The sequence below is a fragment of the Microlunatus kandeliicorticis genome (genome assembly GCF_014137855.1).
Taxonomy (GTDB): domain Bacteria; phylum Actinomycetota; class Actinomycetes; order Propionibacteriales; family Propionibacteriaceae; genus Microlunatus; species Microlunatus kandeliicorticis.
In genome coordinates this window covers 77,377-95,147 of sequence record NZ_JACGWT010000007.1, presented here as the reverse complement: position 1 = coordinate 95,147, position 17,771 = coordinate 77,377, and the positions used below count along the sequence as shown (strand labels likewise).

Annotated in this window: 19 protein-coding genes; 9 read left to right on the top strand and 10 right to left on the bottom strand. The window is 72.6% G+C overall.

The features are described 5' to 3' along the window. The coding region (locus tag FHX74_RS19425; protein ID WP_235971625.1) for a ribose-phosphate diphosphokinase at positions 1 to 788 on the bottom strand (788 nt) is incomplete at its 3' end. Positions 789 to 921: 133 nt separating this feature from the next. Here FHX74_RS19425 and FHX74_RS19420 point away from each other — a divergent pair. Then, the gene (locus FHX74_RS19420; protein ID WP_182560385.1) at positions 922 to 1,734 is read left to right on the top strand and encodes an alpha/beta fold hydrolase; all 813 of its coding nucleotides are present in this window, start codon (positions 922 to 924) and stop codon (positions 1,732 to 1,734) included. Positions 1,735 to 1,796: 62 nt separating this feature from the next. On the opposite strand, the gene FHX74_RS19415 is transcribed toward FHX74_RS19420, so the two are convergent. After that, positions 1,797 to 2,474, bottom strand: a complete 678-nt coding sequence (locus FHX74_RS19415) for a response regulator transcription factor (protein ID WP_182561882.1) — start codon at positions 2,472 to 2,474, stop codon at positions 1,797 to 1,799. Then, complete coding sequence (locus FHX74_RS19410) at positions 2,471 to 3,829, bottom strand: sensor histidine kinase (protein ID WP_182561881.1); 1,359 nt, start codon at positions 3,827 to 3,829, stop codon at positions 2,471 to 2,473. The genes FHX74_RS19415 and FHX74_RS19410 overlap by 4 nt, the downstream gene beginning before the upstream one ends. A 213-nt stretch (positions 3,830 to 4,042) precedes the next feature. Here FHX74_RS19410 and phoU point away from each other — a divergent pair, with 213 nt between their 5' ends. Both phoU and FHX74_RS19400 read left to right on the top strand, forming a co-directional pair. Further along, complete coding sequence (phoU, locus tag FHX74_RS19405; RefSeq protein ID WP_182561880.1) at positions 4,043 to 4,708, top strand: phosphate signaling complex protein PhoU; 666 nt, start codon at positions 4,043 to 4,045, stop codon at positions 4,706 to 4,708. Between the two features lie 37 nt (positions 4,709 to 4,745). Beyond that, positions 4,746 to 5,267, top strand: coding sequence for a hypothetical protein (locus FHX74_RS19400; protein ID WP_182561879.1), 522 nt, complete (start codon positions 4,746 to 4,748; stop codon positions 5,265 to 5,267). Between the two features lie 31 nt (positions 5,268 to 5,298). Here FHX74_RS19400 and FHX74_RS19395 read toward each other — a convergent pair whose 3' ends face one another. Continuing rightward, complete coding sequence (locus FHX74_RS19395) at positions 5,299 to 6,048, bottom strand: phosphoglyceromutase (protein WP_182561878.1); 750 nt, start codon at positions 6,046 to 6,048, stop codon at positions 5,299 to 5,301. A gap of 57 nt (positions 6,049 to 6,105) precedes the next feature. On the opposite strand from FHX74_RS19395, the gene FHX74_RS19390 reads away from it, so the two are divergent. After that, positions 6,106 to 6,594, top strand: coding sequence for a PPOX class F420-dependent oxidoreductase (locus tag FHX74_RS19390; protein WP_182561877.1), 489 nt, complete (start codon positions 6,106 to 6,108; stop codon positions 6,592 to 6,594). Between the two features lie 10 nt (positions 6,595 to 6,604). On the opposite strand, the gene FHX74_RS19385 is transcribed toward FHX74_RS19390, so the two are convergent. Together FHX74_RS19385 and FHX74_RS19380 are read right to left on the bottom strand one after the other, a co-directional pair. After that, positions 6,605 to 7,075, bottom strand: a complete 471-nt coding sequence (locus FHX74_RS19385) for a type III secretion system chaperone family protein (RefSeq protein ID WP_328823938.1) — start codon at positions 7,073 to 7,075, stop codon at positions 6,605 to 6,607. 32 nt (positions 7,076 to 7,107) lie between these two features. Then, positions 7,108 to 8,244, bottom strand: coding sequence for a GTPase family protein (locus FHX74_RS19380; RefSeq protein WP_182561876.1), 1,137 nt, complete (start codon positions 8,242 to 8,244; stop codon positions 7,108 to 7,110). 136 nt (positions 8,245 to 8,380) lie between these two features. Here FHX74_RS19380 and FHX74_RS19375 point away from each other — a divergent pair, with 136 nt between their 5' ends. The 3 genes from FHX74_RS19375 to FHX74_RS19365 all read left to right on the top strand — a co-directional run bounded on the left by FHX74_RS19375 (position 8,381) and on the right by FHX74_RS19365 (position 12,164). Next, complete coding sequence (locus FHX74_RS19375; protein ID WP_182561875.1) at positions 8,381 to 9,394, top strand: DNA topoisomerase IB; 1,014 nt, start codon at positions 8,381 to 8,383, stop codon at positions 9,392 to 9,394. Positions 9,395 to 9,519: 125 nt separating this feature from the next. Next, the gene (typA, locus tag FHX74_RS19370) at positions 9,520 to 11,379 is read left to right on the top strand and encodes a translational GTPase TypA (protein ID WP_182561874.1); all 1,860 of its coding nucleotides are present in this window, start codon (positions 9,520 to 9,522) and stop codon (positions 11,377 to 11,379) included. A 197-nt stretch (positions 11,380 to 11,576) separates the two neighbouring features. After that, positions 11,577 to 12,164 (top strand): L,D-transpeptidase, encoded by a 588-nt coding sequence (locus FHX74_RS19365; RefSeq protein WP_182561873.1) that lies wholly within the window; start codon positions 11,577 to 11,579, stop codon positions 12,162 to 12,164. Positions 12,165 to 12,272: 108 nt separating this feature from the next. Here FHX74_RS19365 and FHX74_RS19360 read toward each other — a convergent pair whose 3' ends face one another. From FHX74_RS19360 to FHX74_RS19350, 3 genes are all read right to left on the bottom strand, one after another. Further along, on the bottom strand, positions 12,273 to 12,962 hold the full coding sequence (locus FHX74_RS19360; RefSeq protein WP_182561872.1) for a hypothetical protein: 690 nt from the start codon (positions 12,960 to 12,962) through the stop codon (positions 12,273 to 12,275). 2 nt (positions 12,963 to 12,964) lie between these two features. After that, positions 12,965 to 13,519, bottom strand: coding sequence for a helix-turn-helix domain-containing protein (locus FHX74_RS19355; protein ID WP_182561871.1), 555 nt, complete (start codon positions 13,517 to 13,519; stop codon positions 12,965 to 12,967). 83 nt (positions 13,520 to 13,602) lie between these two features. Beyond that, on the bottom strand, positions 13,603 to 14,199 hold the full coding sequence (locus FHX74_RS19350; RefSeq protein WP_182561870.1) for a TetR/AcrR family transcriptional regulator: 597 nt from the start codon (positions 14,197 to 14,199) through the stop codon (positions 13,603 to 13,605). A 128-nt stretch (positions 14,200 to 14,327) separates the two neighbouring features. On the opposite strand from FHX74_RS19350, the gene FHX74_RS19345 reads away from it, so the two are divergent. Both FHX74_RS19345 and FHX74_RS19340 read left to right on the top strand, forming a co-directional pair. Further along, the gene (locus FHX74_RS19345) at positions 14,328 to 15,260 is read left to right on the top strand and encodes a sugar phosphate isomerase/epimerase family protein (RefSeq protein ID WP_182561869.1); all 933 of its coding nucleotides are present in this window, start codon (positions 14,328 to 14,330) and stop codon (positions 15,258 to 15,260) included. 52 nt (positions 15,261 to 15,312) lie between these two features. Then, entirely contained in the window at positions 15,313 to 16,923 is a 1,611-nt protein-coding gene (locus FHX74_RS19340) for a GMC oxidoreductase (protein WP_182561868.1), read from the top strand. A 9-nt stretch (positions 16,924 to 16,932) separates the two neighbouring features. Here FHX74_RS19340 and FHX74_RS19335 read toward each other — a convergent pair whose 3' ends face one another. Then, positions 16,933 to 17,655, bottom strand: coding sequence for a glycerophosphodiester phosphodiesterase (locus FHX74_RS19335; RefSeq protein WP_182561867.1), 723 nt, complete (start codon positions 17,653 to 17,655; stop codon positions 16,933 to 16,935). Positions 17,656 to 17,771: the final 116 nt, after the last annotated feature.

Here is a 17,771-nt window from a genome sequence, read left to right as displayed (position 1 = left end):
CTGCTCTCCGGCGGCAGCGGCACGGTGTTGGTGGTGACGATCTCGTCCACGCCCGGCTCCTGCTTGAGCCGCTCGACGGCCGGCCCGGTGAACAGACCGTGGGTGCAGGCGATGGCGATCGAGCCGACCCCCACCGCGCGCAACCGGGCCAGGATCTCGACGATCGTGCCCGCGTTGGCGATCTCGTCGTCGAGCACGATGACGTCCTTGCCGGCCACGTCCCCGACGATGTTGTCGATCACCACCTTGTCGTCGGCCAGCCGCCGCTTGGACCCGGCCGCCACCGGCGTCCCGAGCAGCCGGGCCAGCTGCGAGGCGACCTTGGCGTTGCCGAGGTCGGGCGAGACCACCACGGTGTTGGACAGGTCGCGGCCGGCGAAGTGCCCGGCCAGTTCGCGGACCGCGCTCAGGTGGTCGACCGGGACCGAGAAGAAGCCGTGCACCTGCGGGGAGTGCATCGCCATGGTGATGACCCGGCTGGCACCCGCGGTGGCCAGCATGTCGGCGACCAGCCGGGCGCCGATCGAGATCCGGGGGGCGTCCTTCTTGTCCGACCGCGCGTAGGCGAAGTGCGGGATGACCGCGGTGATGTGCGCGGCCGAGGCGCCGCGGGCCGCGTCGAGCATCAGGCACAGCTCGACCAGGTTCTCCTGCACCGGCTGCACCAGCGGCTGGACGATGTAGACGTCGCGCTGGCGGCAGTTGGCCCGCAGCTGGGTCTGCAGACAGTCGTTGCTGAACCGGGTGGTCCGCGACGGGGAGAGCTCGACCCCGAGGATCTGGCACATCTCCTCGGCGAACGCAGGGTGGGCCGAACCCGAGAACACGGTGATGTCGCCGGTCACGCGGGTCACCCTAGCGGCCGCGCGACGCCGCCCCGGACCCCGATGACTTCCTGCTCCGGCGGCGGTCCCACCCGACATGACCACGACGCCCAGCGCCACGCCCGAGCCGACCAGCACCGGCTACCTCGACCTCGACGACCTGCACCTGTTCCACGCCGTCTGGGAACCCACGGGCGAGCCGGGCGAGCGCCCCAGCGGCGGACCGGTGGTGCTGCTGCACGGCGGGATGCTGTCGATCGACCTGGCCTGGGCCGAGCTGATCCCCGCGCTCCGGCGGCGGCACCGGGTGATCGCCCCCGAGCTGCAGGGGCACGGCCGGACCAACGACACCGGACGTTCGGTCACCCCGGCCGCCTCGGCCGGCGACGTGGTCGCCCTGCTCGACCACCTGGGCATCGACCGCGCGCACGTCGTCGGGCACAGCATGGGGGCCGCGGTCGCGCTCGAGCTCGCGGTCAGCCACGGCGATCGGCTGCTGTCGGTGGTCCCGATCTCCGGGTCGGTCCGGCCGGACGGGATGCACGCCGACCTCAGCGACTCGGCCGCCTTCGCCACCTCGACCCGGATGCCGACGGCCGACGACTTCGCCGGCATGCAGCAGACCTACCGGCGGCTGTCGCCGCACCCCGACCACTTCGACGACTTCCTCGCCACCCTGTCCGCCTCGAACGCCGACCTGGTCGGCTGGAGCGACGAGCAGCTGGCCGGGATCAGCGCGCCGGTGCTGGTCGTCCAGGGCGACCACGACTTCGTCACCGTCGCGCACGGCGAGCTGATGACCCAGCTCATCCCCGGTGCACAGCTGGCCGTGCTGCCCGGCACCACCCACATGCAGGCCACCCACCGCACCGACCTGCTGGTGCCGCTGCTCGAGAGGTTCCTCGACTGACCACTCCCTCGACCGACCAGTTCCTCGACTGACCGCTTCCTCGACCGACCGCCGAGCCCGGGTCAGCCCTCGAACTTGTACCCGAGCCCGCGGACGGTGATCAGGAACCTCGGGTTGGCGGGGTCCGGCTCGATCTTGGTCCGGAGCCGCTTCACGTGGACGTCGAGGGTCTTGGTGTCCCCGACGTAGTCCGCACCCCAGATCCGGTCGATCAGCTGGCCGCGGGTCATCACCCGGCCGGCGTTGCGGAGCAGCATCTCGAGCAGCTCGAACTCCTTGAGCGCGAGCCGGATCGGCTCGCCGTTGACCGACACCTCGTGCCGCTCGACGTCCATCCGGACGCCGGCCGACTCGACCACGTCGGGCAGCAGCTCGGCGTCCTGGCCCCGGCGCAGCACGGCGCGGATCCGGGCCACCAGCTCGCGGTGGCTGAACGGCTTGGTGACGTAGTCGTCGGCGCCCAGCTCGAGGCCCACCACCTTGTCGACCTCGGAGTCGCGTGCGGTCAGCATGATCACCGGGACGTTCCCGCGGGCCCGCAGCTGCCGGCACACCTCGGTCCCCGGCATCCCGGGCATCATCAGGTCGAGCAGCACCAGGTCGGCGCCACTGCGGTCGTACTCGGCGAGGCCCTGGGTCCCGTCGGCGGCCTCGGCCACCTCGAAACCCTCCTTGCGCAGCATGTAGCTGACGGCCTCGCGGTAGGACTCCTCGTCCTCCACGACCAGCACCCGCGTCATCTCGTCGCCTCCTGGGCTCGTGCGGTTCGGCTGCGGCGCGACGACGTCGGCGCTCCGGTCGATCGGTCCGGGACCGGGTCCCGGGTGACCCCGACCGGACCGGCCGGGGTGGGGGTGACCGGCGCGGCCGGCGCGGCCGGCGGAGTCCCGACCGGTGTCACGTCGGCCGCGGCCTCGGGTGCCGGCTGCGGCTGGTCCGGGTGGTGGGCGGGCAGCCGGAGGGTGAAGGTCGAGCCCCGGCCGAGCTGGCTCCACAGGCTGAGCCGGCCGTGGTGGGCGGCGACGACGTGCTTGACGATCGACAGCCCCAGACCGGTGCCCCCGTTGTCGCGGCTGCGGGCGTAGTCGACCCGGTAGAAGCGCTCGAAGATCCGCTGCTGGTCGGCCGCCGGGATGCCGATGCCGTTGTCGGAGACGGTGAGCTCGACCGCGTCGGTCTGCCCGCTCGATCCGGGGACCGCGCGGGCGGCCACCACCACCCGGGCGCCGCTGTCGGAGTAGACGACGGCGTTCTCCACCAGGTTGCCGACGGCGGTGGTGAGCTGGCGCTCGCTGCCGAGCAGCTGCAGGCCGGTCGTTCCCGCGACGGTCAGCGTCACGCCGCGGCGGTCGGCCTCGACCCGGGAGGCGTCGACCGCCGAGGCCAGCACCCGGTCGACCGGGACCACCTCGGGCTCGAGCAGCGGGTCGTCGGCCTGCAGCCGGGACAGGTCGATGATCTGGCCGACCAGGGTGGTCAGCCGGCGCGACTCGACGGTCAGCCGGCCGGCGAACCGGCGCACGGCGTCGGGGTCGTCGGACGCGCCCTCGAGCGCCTCGGCGAGCAGGGCGACCGCGCCGATCGGCGTCTTGAGCTCGTGGCTGACGTTGGCCACGAAATCGCGCCGGGTCTCGTCCACCCGGTACTCGGCGCTGCGGTCCTCGGCCAGCACCAGCACGAAGTCGGCGCCGAGCGGCAGCACCCGGGTGGCCAGGTGGACCGCCCCGGGCCCGGTGCCGAGCACCAGGTCGAGCTCGCGGGCACGACGGTCGGTCCGGACCACCCCGACCTCGCGGGCCAGCTCCTCGTTCACCATCCGGGTGCCCCGGACCAGCCGGTGGCGGCGCGCCGGTCCGTTGGCGTCGACGACCTCCTCGTCGGGGCCGATGATCACCGCGCACGAGCGGAGCACCGCGAGCACCTCGGTGGTGCCGGCGGGCGGGGTCGGCCGCGGTGGCTCGAGCACCGGGACCCGGGTGGGGTCGACCGGCTGCTCGGCGGCGGCGCGCCGGAGCCGGAGCACCAGCAGGGTGAGCAGGATCCCGACGACGAGACCGGCGGACGCGCCGATCACCGCGACGACTCCCGGGTTCACGAGGCCGATACTAAGCGGACGCACGCCGGTCACCCGGTCGCTGCGCGGCCCCCGCGCCCGTCCCGGCCCAGGGGTTCGGCCACTGTTCACCGCGCGTTCACCGACGCGCGAAAACGGCCCTTCCGCGACCCTCGTAGGCTTTCGTCAGGTCCGCGAGAGGAGTCGGGCCGATCGGCAGTCACGGGGTCCGCCCGGGCACCGGAAAGGCACCTGATGCGCGCCACCTACCGCGAGCAGCTCGACGACATCATGAGCGACCTCGTCGGCATGTCGCAGACCGTCTCCCACGCCGTCCGCAACGCGACGACCGCGCTGCTCGACGCCGACATCCGGCTGGCCGAACAGGTCATCAGCAGCGACGAGCAGCTCGACCACAACCAGGCCGACATCGAGGCCCGCTGCTTCCAGGTGCTGGCCCGGCAGGCGCCGGTGGCCGGTGAGCTGCGCACCGTCGTGGCCGCACTGCGGATGGTGACCGAGCTCGAGCGGATGGGCGACCTGGCCGCCCACGTCGCCAAGATCGCGCGGCTGCGCTACCCGGAGTCCGCCGTCCCGGCCGACCTGAAGCCGACCTTCGTCCAGATGGGGGACGTCGCCGAGAAGATGGTGGTCACCGCCGGCCAGACGCTGAGCGACCGCAACATCCAGGGCGCCGAGGAGCTGCACGCCCGCGACCAGGAGATGGACGAGCTGCGCAAGAGCCAGTTCCGGGTGCTGTTGAGCGACGACTGGACCTACGGCGTCGAGGCCGCGGTCGACGTCGCGCTGCTCGGCCGCTACTACGAGCGGATCGCCGACCACGCCGCCTCGGTCGCCCGCCGGATCATCTACGTGGTGACCGGCGAGTTCCCCGACGACGAGGTCTGGCCGCAGCCCTGACCCGCTGCTGGCCCCGCTCGGGGTTAGCGTCGCCCGCATGGTCCGCACCCGTCCGGCCGCGCTGACCGCGGCCCTGGTCGCCGCCGTCCTCGCCGTGCTGCTCAGCGCGGTCAACGCGTTCCTGATCCGTCTCGGCGTCTCCGTGGTGCCGGTGAGCCTCGCCTTCGGATCGCCGGTGCTCTGGCCCCTCACCGGCCGGGCCTCGGGCACCGCGGTGCTGATCGCGCTCGTCCAGTTCGTGCTGATCGGGATGCTGGTCGCGCTGGTCACCACGCTCGCCGCCCGCGGGACGGCGCCGGGCCGCGGCTTCGGAGCGGTGCTCTTCGCGGTCTGGCTCGGCGCCGTGCTCGCCGGCTACCTGACCGGTCCGATCGTGCTGCCCTACCTGCTGCGCGGCTACGACGGCGGCCCGAACCTGTTCCTCACCCAGCTGGTCTCGAGCGCCGGCCGCGGCGGCGGCTGGGGCTTCTCCTGGGGCTGGCTGCCCGGCGTGGTGGCCGGGCTCGTGCACCGCGCGGTCAACGCCCGTGCGGCTGGCGCACCGGTGCGGGCGAGCTGATCCGCCCCGATCCGGCGACGGCCGGCTCGCGCTACTTCTTGCCCTGGTTCTTGACCGCCTCGATCGAGGCGGCGGCCGCCTCCGGGTCGAGGTAGCGGCCACCCGCGGTGACCGGCGCCAGGTCCTCGTCGAGCTCGTAGAGCAGCGGGATCCCGGTGGGGATGTTGAGCCCGACCACCGCCTCGTCGCTCATCCGGTCGAGGTGCTTGACGATCGCGCGGAGCGAGTTGCCGTGCGCGGCGACCAGCACGGTCCGGCCCAGCCGCAGGTCGGGCACGATCTGGTCGTACCAGTAGGGCAGGGCCCGGGCCAGCACGTCCTTGAGGCACTCGGTGCGGGGGCGCGCCTCGGGCGGCAGATCGGCATAGCGCGGGTCGGCGAAGTTGGCGAACTCGTCGTCGTCGGCGATGGGCGGCGGCGGGACGTCGTAGGACCGGCGCCAGATCATGAACTGCTGCTCACCGAACTCGGCCAGCGTGGCCGCCTTGTCCTTGCCCTGCAGCGCGCCGTAGTGCCGCTCGTTGAGCCGCCAGGAGCGCTTGACCGGGATCCAGTGCCGGTCGGCCCGGTCGAGCGCGATCTGCGAGGTGCGGATCGCGCGGCGCAACAGCGAGGTGTGGACGACGTCGGGCAGCAGCCCGTTCTCGACCAGCAGCTCGCCGCCGCGCTCGGCCTCGGCCGCGCCCTTGTCGTTGAGGTCGACGTCCACCCAGCCGGTGAACAGGTTCTTCGCGTTCCAGGCGCTCTCGCCGTGCCGGAGCAGGATCAACTGAGCCGTCATGAGCCCGAGCCTATCGGCGCCCCCGGAGCCGGTCGGCCCGGCGCTAAGGTGCGGGACGTGCCCCGATCGATCGCCACCAACACCACCGTCTCCCGCGACGAGCTGCTCGACTTCGTCCGTCCCCGGCACCACCTGCTGGTGGCCACCGAGCGGGCCGACGGGCGGCCGCAGATCTCCCCGGTGAGCGGCGGGGTCGACCAGGAGGGCCGGATCGTCGTCTCGACCTATCCGGACCGGGCCAAGACCCGCAACGCCGAACGCCGCCCGCAGGTCTCGGTGCTGGTGCTCAGCGACGACTTCGGCGGCCCGTGGGTGCAGGTCGACGGTGACGCCGAGGTGCTGCACATGCCCGAGGCGGTCGAGGGGCTGGTCGACTACTACCGCTCGATCTCGGGTGAGCACCCGGACTGGGACGAGTACCGCGCGGCGATGCGGCTGCAGAACAAGTCGCTGCTGCGGATCACCCCGACCCGCTGGGGCCCGATCGCCACGGGCGGCTTCCCGGCCGACGTCGCCGCCGCGCTGGACGCCCGCGACGGGTCCTGACCGCGCCGCGTCAGCGGCGGTCCGGGTCGAGGTGGGTGAAGGCGGCCAGGTTGGCCGTCGACTCGCCGCGGGAGCGGCGCCAGACCCACTCGCGGGCGATGCTCCCGGCGAAGCCGAGCTCGAGGATCGTGTTGAAGCTGTCGTCGGCGGTCCGGGCGACCGCACCGAGCAGCCGGTCGATCTCGGCGGCACTGACCAGCGCGGTGGACAACCGGGCGGTCAGGTAGACGTCGCCCAGCGCGTCCAGGCAGAAGCGGATCGCGTAGAGCTTGAGGTTGGCGGTGAGCAGCCAGCGGTAGACGGCCTCGTGGTTCTCGTCCGGCCGCCGGGCCACGAACGCGCGCAGGTCGAGACCGTGGCGGCCCAGCTCGAGCGCGCACTCGGTGACCAGCTTGCGGGTGCCGGGCAGGCTGACCGAGAACACGCCGGGACGGCTCTCCGACCAGTCCAGCCCGAGCTCGGCCAGCGCGTCGCGCACCACCTCGGCCGGGGCGGCCCCGGCGTCCGCGCCGGTCAGCGGACCTCCTGGCGCCGGATGCTGCCGAGCCGCTTGCGGAACTCGGCCAGGAACAGCTCGCGGACCGCGGCGTTGTCGAGCGGGGCGTCCGGCCCGCCGAGCCCGCCGCGGGACATCCGTTGGCAGACCACCAGCCAGGCCTGCCCCATCGCCAGGGTGTAGGCGCTGGCCACCCCGGCGCCGACCACGCCCCCGACCACCGACCCGGCCCCGGGGACGAGCTTGAGCAGCCCGGTGAACGTGCTGCGCCCGACCTGGGTGGCCGCGGTCGTCGCGGCGATGGCCATCAGCCCGGCGCGCTCGACCTTGATCGAGTAGAGCTGGGCGATCTTGGCCATCATGCCGAGCTGGATCGGCACCAGCATCGCGGCGTCGGAGAACGGGATCGGCACCGCCGCGGCGGCCGCGGCGCTGCCGGCCGCGGCGCCGATCACCCCCTGCGCCGTCCGGGCCTTCCGATCCTGATCGATCTGCTGGGCGGCCGTGAGGGCGCCCTCGACGCCTGCAGGCGCGCAGCGAAAGGTGGCATCGAGGACTTCCGGGAGGCCGTGGCTCTGCTGGCCGGTGAAGGGGTCGGGCTTCGCGAAGGTCAGGAACGGGCGCCGCCCGAAGATCGGCAGCTGCTGCCCGGTGATCATCTGCGACAGCGCCAGCGCGTCCGGGTGGTACTGCCCGTCGCGCATCGGCACCTGGGTGAGCACGACGATCACCGGCAGCCCGAGCTCGTCGAGCTGGCGGACGAAGTCGGCCTCGGTCTGCTCGAACCGCCGGTCCATCCCGCGGACGCAGTACCAGGCCACGTGCAGCTGCTCGGCCAGCTCGGCGTGCCGCATCTGCTTCATCGCCTTGCGCAGGTCGTTGATGATCACCTTGTCGTCGACGCCGACCTCGAGCCCCTGGGTGTCGAGGATGCCGAGGTGACCGCGCTTGTCGAGGTAGAGGTGGCTGTCCTTGGTCACCGGCTCGCCGATCCCGGTGGCCGCGACCTCCTCGCCGAAGACGGCGTTGATCAAGGTCGACTTGCCCACCCCGGTCTTGCCGAAGATCGCCAGGTTGAACCGGCCGAGGGCGGCCGACTGCCGCTCGTACTCGGAGCGGAACGACTCACGGAACCAGTCGTCGGGATCGGGCACGTTGCTGCCTCTCTGTCACCGGGTCGGCCGGAATCCAGAGTACGTGCGCGACACCGGCGAGTCCGGGTGCGACGATGCCGACAGGGCCGAGCCCGTGCCCGCAGGAGCAGAGCAGGACCGAAGGAACGGACGACAGATGCGACTGCGACGGATGTCCCCGAACGAGGACACCGGGTGGACCCGACGGCGGGCCGGCCAGGGCTTCAGCTACGTCGACCAGGACGGTCGCCGGTTGACCGGGGAGGATCTGGCCCGGGTGAAGGCCCTGGTGATCCCGCCGGCCTGGTCGGACGTCTGGATCAGCCCGGCGCCCAACGGCCACATCCAGGCCGTCGGCACCGACGCGGCCGGGCGGCGGCAGTACCTCTACCACGAGGAGTGGCGGAAGAAGCGCGACGCCGACAAGTTCGACCGGATCCTGACCGTCGCCCAGCGGCTGCCCGCGGCCCGCAAGCGGGTGCTGGCCGATCTGGCCCTGGACGGGATGCCGCGCGAGCGGGCGCTGGCCGCGGCCTTCCGGATGCTCGACCTCGGCTACTTCCGGGTCGGCGGCGAGTCCTACGTCGAGGCCAACGGCAGCTACGGCCTGGCCACCCTGCTCAAGAGCCACGTCAAGGCCCGCCGCTCGGAGCTGATCTTCGAGTTCGTGGCCAAGTCGGGCAAGGAGCAGCACATCGTGCTCACCGACCCCGCGCTCCGTGAGGCCGTGACGGTGCTGCGGAACCGGCGCTCCGGCGGCGACGAGCTGCTGGCCTACCGGAAGGGGTCGCGCTGGGTCGACGTGACCAGCACCGACATCAACGGCTACGTCAAGGAGCGGATCCGCGCCGACGTCAGCGCCAAGGACTTCCGCACCTGGCACGCCACCGTGCACGCCTCGATCGCCTTGGCCCTGGTCGCGCCGCCGGCCACCACCCGGACGGCCCGCAAGCGGGCGGTGGTGGCGGCCGTCCGCGCGGTCTCGGAGTACCTCGGCAACACCCCGGCGGTAGCCCGCGCCTCCTACGTCGACCCGCGGGTGCTGGACCTCTACGACGGCGGACGGACCATCACCGAGGCGCTGAAGAAGCTCGGAGAGGACGCCGACTACACCGACCCGAAGATCTACGCGGTGGCCGAACGGGCGGTCGGCAAGCTGCTCGCCCCCTGAGCCCCGCGGTCCCCCACAGGGACCTGGGTCGCGAGGATTCGGGTCCGACACGCCCGCGCCGGTAGACTCGGCCGGGTTGCCCACTGTCGGCGACCGCTCCCGAACCGCGAAGGAAACCCTGCACCATGCCCGTCCGCTCCGACCTCCGGAACGTCGCCATCGTCGCGCACGTCGACCACGGCAAGACCACCCTGGTCGACGCGATGCTCTGGCAGTCCGGCGCCTTCCGGGCCAACCAGGACGTCAACAACCGGGTGATGGACTCGATGGACCTCGAGCGCGAGAAGGGCATCACCATCCTCGCCAAGAACACCGCGGTGCTGCATCACGCCCCGGACGGCTCGGACGTGATCATCAACATCATCGACACCCCCGGGCACGCCGACTTCGGCGGCGAGGTCGAGCGCGGGCTGGAGATGGTCGACGGGGTGCTGCTGCTGGTCGACGCCTCCGAGGGCCCGCTCCCCCAGACCCGGTTCGTGCTGCGCAAGGCGCTGGCCAAGAACCTGCCGATCGTCGTGGTCGTCAACAAGGTCGACCGGCCCGACGCGCGGATCAAGGAGGTCGTCGAGGAGACCTACGAGCTCTTCCTCGACCTGCTGGAAGACAGCGACGTCGACGTGCTCGACTTCCCGGTGGTCTACGCCTCGGCCAAGGCCGGTCGCGCCTCGCTGAACGCGCCGGAGAACGGCCAGATGCCCGACAGCAAGGACCTCGCGCCGCTGTTCGCCACCATCCTCAAGGACGTGCCGGCCCCGACCTACGAGGAGGGTGCGGTGCTGCAGGCACACGTCACCAACCTCGACGCCTCGCCCTACCTGGGCCGGCTGGCGCTGTGCCGGATCGTCGCAGGCGAGATGCGCCGCAACCAGGTGGTCGCCTGGTGCAAGCAGGACGGCACGGTCAGCAACGTCAAGCTGTCCGAGATGCTGATCACCGAGGCCCTCGACCGGGTGCCGGCCGAGCTGGCCCGGCCCGGCGACATCGTCGCCATCGCGGGGATCCCGGAGATCACCATCGGCGAGACCCTGAGCGACCCGGAGAACCCGAAGCCGCTGCCGCTGATCACCGTGGACGAGCCGAGCATCTCGATGACCATCGGCATCAACACCTCGCCGCTGGCCGGCAAGTCGGGCAAGAACCTCACCGCCCGGCTGGTCAAGAACCGGCTGGACGCCGAGCTGGTCGGCAACGTGTCGATCCGGGTCTTCCCGACCGAGCGGCCCGACACCTGGGAGGTGCAGGGCCGCGGCGAGCTCCAGCTGGCCATCCTGGTGGAGATGATGCGGCGCGAGAGCTTCGAGCTCACCGTCGGCAAGCCGCAGGTCGTCACCCGCGAGATCGACGGCAAGCTGCACGAGCCGATGGAGCGGTTGACCGTCGACATCCCCGAGGACTTCGTCGGGGTGGTCACCCAACTGATGGGCCTCCGGCGCGGCCGGATGGAGCAGATGGTCAACCACGGCACCGGCTGGGTGCGGCTGGAGTACCTGGTGCCGGCCCGCGGCTTGATCGGCTTCCGGACCGAGTTCCTCACCGAGACCCGCGGCACCGGCCTGATGCACCACGTCTTCGAGTCCTACGAGCCGTGGCACGGCGAGCTCCGGACCCGGCCGACCGGGTCGCTGGTCGCCGACCGCGCGGGCGTGGTGACGTCGTACGCCTCGTTCAACCTGCAGGAGCGCGGGACGCTGTTCGTCGGCCCGACCACCGAGGTCTACGAGGGCATGATCGTCGGCGAGAACGCCCGCGCCGACGACATGGACGTCAACATCACCAAGGAGAAGAAGCTCACCAACGTGCGCTCCTCCACCGGCGACGAGCTCGAGCGGCTGATCCCGCCGAAGACCATGGGGATGGAGCAGGCGCTCGAGTTCTGCCGCGAGGACGAGTGCGTCGAGGTCACCCCCGGCGCGGTGCGGATCCGCAAGGTCGTGCTCAACGCCGGCGAGCGGGCCCGCGCCCGCACCCGCGCCCGGGTCTGACCCGAGTCCGGCGCGCTCCCACGCGCGCTGAGCCTGTCGAAGCGCTCGGCTCCTCGACGGGCTCAGGGCACCGCGACCGGGTTCTCGCGGCGGTCCCGCGTTATCGGATTGTGACGCCAGCCACCCGACGGTGGACGGCGCGCAGACGACAATCAGACCTGCCGGGTCGTTCCGACCCACCGGAACGAGGAGGCAGGATGTTCGGTCGTTGGTTGCGCAGGATCGCCGGGACGGGGACCGCGGTCGGGATGGGGCTCGGGCTGATCGCCGGAGCCGGGGTGGTGCAGACCGTGGCGCTGGCCACGGCACCGGCCGCGAGCGCGGCGGTGACCACGCCGGCGGTCGCGTCGAGCCGGGCGGTGGTGACGGCGACCGGGACCGCGAGCCGGGCCACGGCCAAGGTCAAGCTGCCCAAGCGCTGCACGGTCAAGGGCCGGGTGCTCTGCGCCGACAAGACCAAGCGCAAGCTCTACTACGTCAAGAGCGGCAAGATCCTCAAGACGGTCGACGCGCGGTTCGGCTGCTCGGGCGCGCGGCACACCCGTGAGGGCACCTTCAAGGTCTACCGGAAGAACCGGCACTGGGTGTCGACGATCTACCACACCCCGATGCCGTTCTCGATGTTCTTCAGCGGCGGGCAGGCCGTGCACTACTCGTCCGACTTCGCCGCCCGCGGCTACCTGGGCTGCAGCCACGGCTGCGTCAACGTCCGGGACTGGAACAAGCTCGAGTGGATCTACGACCGGGTCAAGGTCGGCGACCGGGTGGTCGTCTACCGCAGCTGACCAGCCCCGACGGGCGCGACCCGAGCGACAGAGACGACGACGGCCGCCGCCCCACCGCGAGGTGGGACGGCGGCCGTCTCCGTGCTGTCGCCGGGCTGCCGGCGCGGGTCAGGCGCGGGTCGTGCTCTTCCTGGCGGCGCTGCTCTTCGTGGCGGCGCCGGTCTTCTTCGCGGCGCTGCTCCTGGCCGGAGCCGCCTTCGTGGCCGGGGTCGACTTCTTCGCGGTGCCGGTCTTCGCGGTGCTCGTCCGGCCCCGGCGCGGGGTCACCGTCTCGGTGGCGGTCCGACCGGTGGCGCTCTTGCGCAGCTGGGTGGCCGCCTCCTGGACGGTCTCGAAGACCGGGTCGGCCTGCTTCAGCCCCTCCTCGGCCCGACGCCGGGCCCGACCGCGAAAGGTCTGCGCGGTGGTGACCACCTCGTCGACCCGGCGACGGCCGCGCCCGGCGAGGTCCTCGTAGGCGCTGCCGGCCTCGCTGAGCCGCTCGGTGGCCTGCTCGGACAGTTGCTGGGCGCGCTCCCGGGTGGTGCTGGGCAGAGCCCGCAGGTGGACCGGGAGGTCGGCCACGAACCGGGCCAGCTCGTCGGCGTTGTGCTTGACCTGGTGCTGCAGGTCGCTCGGCCGGCGACGGATCTCGGCCAGCCGTTCCTGGGCGCGCTTCTGTGCCTCGGTCAGCCGCTGACGCGCCTCCTCGGCGAGGACGTCGGTCAGCCCGGCGACCGCGTACAGCGGGGTCAGCGACGAGGCGACGGCTGCGCTGCGGGCCTGCCGGGGGGTCTCCTTGCTGGTGGTGGTGCTCATGCTCACTTCTCCTTGGTCTGGCGGGCCGCCGGCTTCCGGACGGTCGAGGGTCGGGTGCGCGAGCGCGTCGTCGTGCTCGTCGGACGGGTGGACCGGCCGGTGCCGGTCGGTCCGGTGCTGGTCGGTCCGGTGCTGGTCGGTCCGTTCTCAGGCGTGGCCGGCTCGCTCGGGTCGGCTTGGTCGCGCGCCACGGCCTCGTTCTCGCGGACGAAGGACGCGTAGACGTCGATCAGCACCCGCTTCTGCCGCTCGGTGATCGCCGGGTCGGCGAGCACCGCGAGCTCCACGCTGGTGGCCGGGTGGTCCTCCGGGTCGAGGATGCCGGCGCGGACGTACAGAGTCTCGGCGGAGATCCGCAGCGCCTTGGACAGCTGCTGCAGCACCTCGGCCGAGGGCCGACGCAGGCCGCGCTCGATCTGGCTCAGGTAGGGGTTGGACACCCCGGCCTGCTCGGCCAGCTGACGCAGCGACAGCTCGGCCGAACGCCGCTGGGCGGCGATGAACTCCCCCAGCGAGTTGATCTGGTCCCCGAGGAGCGGGGTCTTGATCCGGGCCATGCATCCATGGTGCTTGCAATTGCAAGCAGATTCAAGCCAGCAGTTAGCGCGACCGGCGTGACCTGGGCGACTGCGGGTGCGACTCAGCGCGGCTGCCGCGGCAGCTCGAGCCGGGTGCCGGGCAGCGCCTCGAGCACCGCGGTCAGGGCCGCCACCGGGTCCCGGGCGTCGGCCCGGGCGTCGTGCCGGGCCCGGTCCAGCAGATGAAAGACGTCCAGCGCGGCGCCGGCGGTCATCCGGACCGTCAGGTCGTCCGCCGGCCGACCGGCCCGCTCGCCGACCGCCTGCTCGAAGTCGTCCCGGAGGGTTCGCATCCGGTCCCACAGCCGCGCCCGCGGCACCGGGGCTGCGTCGACGAGCCGGCGGACGTCGGCGATCCGTGGATCGCCGGCCATCGCCTCGGCGGCGGCGAGCAGCGCGGCGCCCAGCGCCTCGCCGAGTGGCTCGTCGGCGGGTCGCTCCCGGAGCCGCGGGGTCGGGTCCATCGCCTCGACCAGCGGGTCGAGCAGCAACTGGTCCTTAGTCGGGAAGTACCGGTAGAGGGTGGACGTCCCCACCTCGGCGGCCTCGGCGATCTGCTCCATCGTGGTCTCGTCGTAGCCGTGCTCGAGGAAGAGCGCGAGCGCGACCTCGGTCATCCGCTGGCGGTTCCTCGCCGCCTTGCGCTCGCGCAGCCCCATGACGCTCAGGGTACGGCTCCCGAACGGTAGTGACTCCCAGGTCTTGCAGTGAGCCCGGGAACACGGAATAGTAGTGACTACCAGTTCGTAGTCGCTTCCACTGTCGGGAGCCTGTCCGAGGGGTCGCCATGACCGTCCTGTCCGTCTCCAGCTACAGCCTCCGCGAGCAGCTCGGTCCGATCTCGATCGCCTGGACCGACCAGAACGGCGAGGAGCAGGTCTTCGCGCAGGACTTCCCCGCGCTGCTCACCGTCGCCGACTTCCCCGCCCGGGCGGCCGAGGCGTTCGCCGTCTCCGGGGTCGAGGCAGTCGCCTTCCAGTTCACCGGCGTCGACGACCCGGCGCTCGACGCCTTCGCGACGCGGGCCGCCGGAGCCGGGCTCACCCTGGTCAACGTGGCCGTCGACAGCGGCGACCTGCTCGGCACCGACCCGGACCGGCGCGCTGCCGACGTCGCCGAGCTCGAGCGCTGGATCGACCGGCTGGCCGGCCTCGGCTTCCGGTTCGTCCGGGTGAACCCCGGCTCGCCGTTCAGCCCGCACCGGCCGACCGAGCCGCCGGCCCACCTGGTCGAGGCGCTCAGCCGGCTCGGCGACCACGCCAACGCCCGCGGGATCCGTCTGCTGGTGGAGAACCACGGCGGACCGTCGAGCGACCCGGCCTGGATGACCGCGCTGCTCGACGCGGTGGGGCGCGAGCGGCTCGGGCTGCTGCTCGACCTCGGCAACTTCGACGCCCTGCTCGCCCCGCTGATGGCGGCGATGTTCGCCGCGCCAGGCACCGCGCCGACCGACCCGTTCGCCGGGCTCGACCTCACCGACCTCTACGCCGGGATCGAGGCCCTGGCCGACCGGGCCGAGCTCGTCCACGTCAAGGCACACCAGGTCGGCGAGGACGGCACGGTCGGTCCGGTCGACCTGGTCCGGGCGCTCGACATCCTCGCGAGGCACGGCTTCACCGGGCCGCTCACCGTCGAGTACGAGGGCTCCGGCGGCGATCCCTGGGCCCGTACCGGCCGGGTGGTCGAGGTCACCGCGGCGCACGCACCCGCCGCCGCCTGACCCGATCCGCCACCCCGCCCGTCCCGACATCCCGCACCGACAGGACACCCGCATGAGCACCGATCACCCCACCCGCCGCGACGAGAACAGCGACCGCGACGAACACGTCGACGTCCTGATCGTCGGGTCGGGCCCGGCCGGCGCCACCTACGCACGCACGCTCGGCGACCTCGTCCCGCACGCCCGGGTGCTGATGGTCGAGGTGGGGCCGGTGGTCCCCGGCGTCCGTGGCGACCACACCCAGAACATGACCGACGAGGAACGCACCGCCGCCCAGCTGCTCACCCAGGGCCCGGACGCCGGACGGCACCGGGCGGCGGCGCTCGCCGACATCGCTCCCGGGATCGACCCGAGCCTCGAGTTCCGGCAGACCATCCTGCCCGGGCTGTTCTTCGTCGACCCCCGGCCCGCACTGGAGCCCGGCGAGGTCGGGTTGCCCGCGGCCAGCATGGCCAGCGGGGTCGGCGGGATGGGTATCCACTGGGGCACGTCGAGCCCGCGCCCGCAGCAGTCGGAGCGCATCCCGTTCATCCCCGGCGACGAGCTCGACGCCGCGCTCGACCACGCCGAGCAGCTGCTCGGCACGACCACCCACCCGGTCCCGGGCGAGGGGCTGCCCGAGGCGGTCCGGTCCGCGGTCGCCGACGTCCTCGACGGACCCGACACCCTGCCGACCCGGTTCATGCCCACCTCGACCCGCTGGGTGGACGGGTCGCTCCGCTTCGCCGGCACCGGGGCGATCCTCGGCGAGCTCGAGGCCACCGCGCCCGGTTTCGCGTTGCGGGCGGAGACGCTGGCGACCCGGATCCTCGTCGAGGAGGGGGTCGCGGTCGGAGCCGTGCTCCGCGACCGCCGGTCGGGTGCCGAGTACACCGTCCGGGCCGACCACGTGGTGGTCTGCGCCGACGGGCTGCGCACCCCGCAGCTGCTGTGGGCCTCGGGCATCCGCCCCGCCGCGCTCGGCCACCACCTCAACGAGCACTTCCAGATGGCCAGCTTCCTGATGCTGGGCGACGAGTTCGACCCCGACCGGATCGACACCGACCCCCAGAACGTGGCCAGCGTGCTGGTGCCCTTCTCCGACGCCCGGCCGTTCCAGCTCGGGGTGATCACGCTGGCCAACTCGGCCTACAAGATCGCGCTCGGCGACGGGGCCGACGACCCGTCGATGCGCCGGCTGGCGGTGATCGCCTGCTACGGGGCCAAGGACGTCCGGTTCGGCGACGCGGTGGAGTTCAGCGACACCGAGACCGACTTCTACGGGATGCCGCGGATGCGGATCCGCTACACCCGGACCGAGGCCGACCTCGCGCTGATCGAGCGGATGCGGGCGGCCTCCCGCGCGGTGATCGACCGGCTCGGTCAGGCGCCGGAGGAGCCGGAGCTGGCCGCGGGTGGCTCGTCGCTGCACTACCAGGGCACCGTCCGGATGGGCCCGGTGGACGACGGCACCTCGGTCTGCGACTCGCTGCTGCGGGTCTGGGGCGTCGACCGGCTGCAGGTCGGCGGCAACGGCGTGATCCCCACCTCGACCGCCTCGAACCCGACCCTGACCACCGTCGCGCTGGCGTGGCGGGCCGCGACCGCGCTCGCCGCCGAGCTGGCCGGACGGGACGCCGCGACGTCCGGCACGACCGCGACCGAGCGGGTCGTGGCCGGCTGAGCAGTCGGTTCAGTCCGGGAGGAGCTCGCGCAGCAGCCAGCCGGGCCGGTCGGTGGTCACGCCGTCGAGCTCCCAGTCGAGACAGGTCCGCCAGGCTGCCTCGTCGTTGCACGGCCAGCCGATCACCTCGAGACCGGCCGCGCGCGCCGCGCTGACCAGCCCGGCCGAGCTGGTCGTGTGCTGCACGCAGGCGCGGGTGACGCCGAGGGCGAGGGCCCGGTCGAGCACGGCAGGGTCGTCCCAGTCGCCGATGTAGCCGCGGCGCAGCCCGGGTGCGAGCCGCCCGGCCTCGGCCAGCGCGTCGGCGTGGAAGCTGGTGAGCACGATCCGGTCGCGCAGACCGCGCCGGTCGATCGCGGCGACCAGTCCGTCGACCACCTGGGCGGTCCGTCCGGCGCCGTCGGCCTTGACCTCGATCTCGGCCTGCTCGAAGGCCTCGAGCAGGTCGAGCACCTCCTCCAGCCGCGGCACCGGGCACCGCTCGGTCCAGTCCGGGTGGCCGGCGGCGGCGTCGAGCTCGGCCAGCGCCGCGAACGGCAGCTCGCAGACCTGGCCGGTGCCGTCGGTGGTGCGGTCGACGGTGGCGTCGTGGATCACCACCAGCTGCTCGTCGGCGGTCATCCGGACGTCGAACTCGACGGCGCGCAACCCCAGTCCGGCCGCGTGCCGGAAGCCGGCGACGGTGTTCTCCGGGGCCTCGAACCGGGCCCCGCGATGGCCGTTGACGATCATCGGACCTGCACCCGCGCACTCATCCCGATCACCCTAGGCGGCGCGGGATGCTCTTGTCCGAGCGGCTCCGATCAGGGAAAATCCGTGGTCACACTGTGGTGGAACTGAGAAATCGA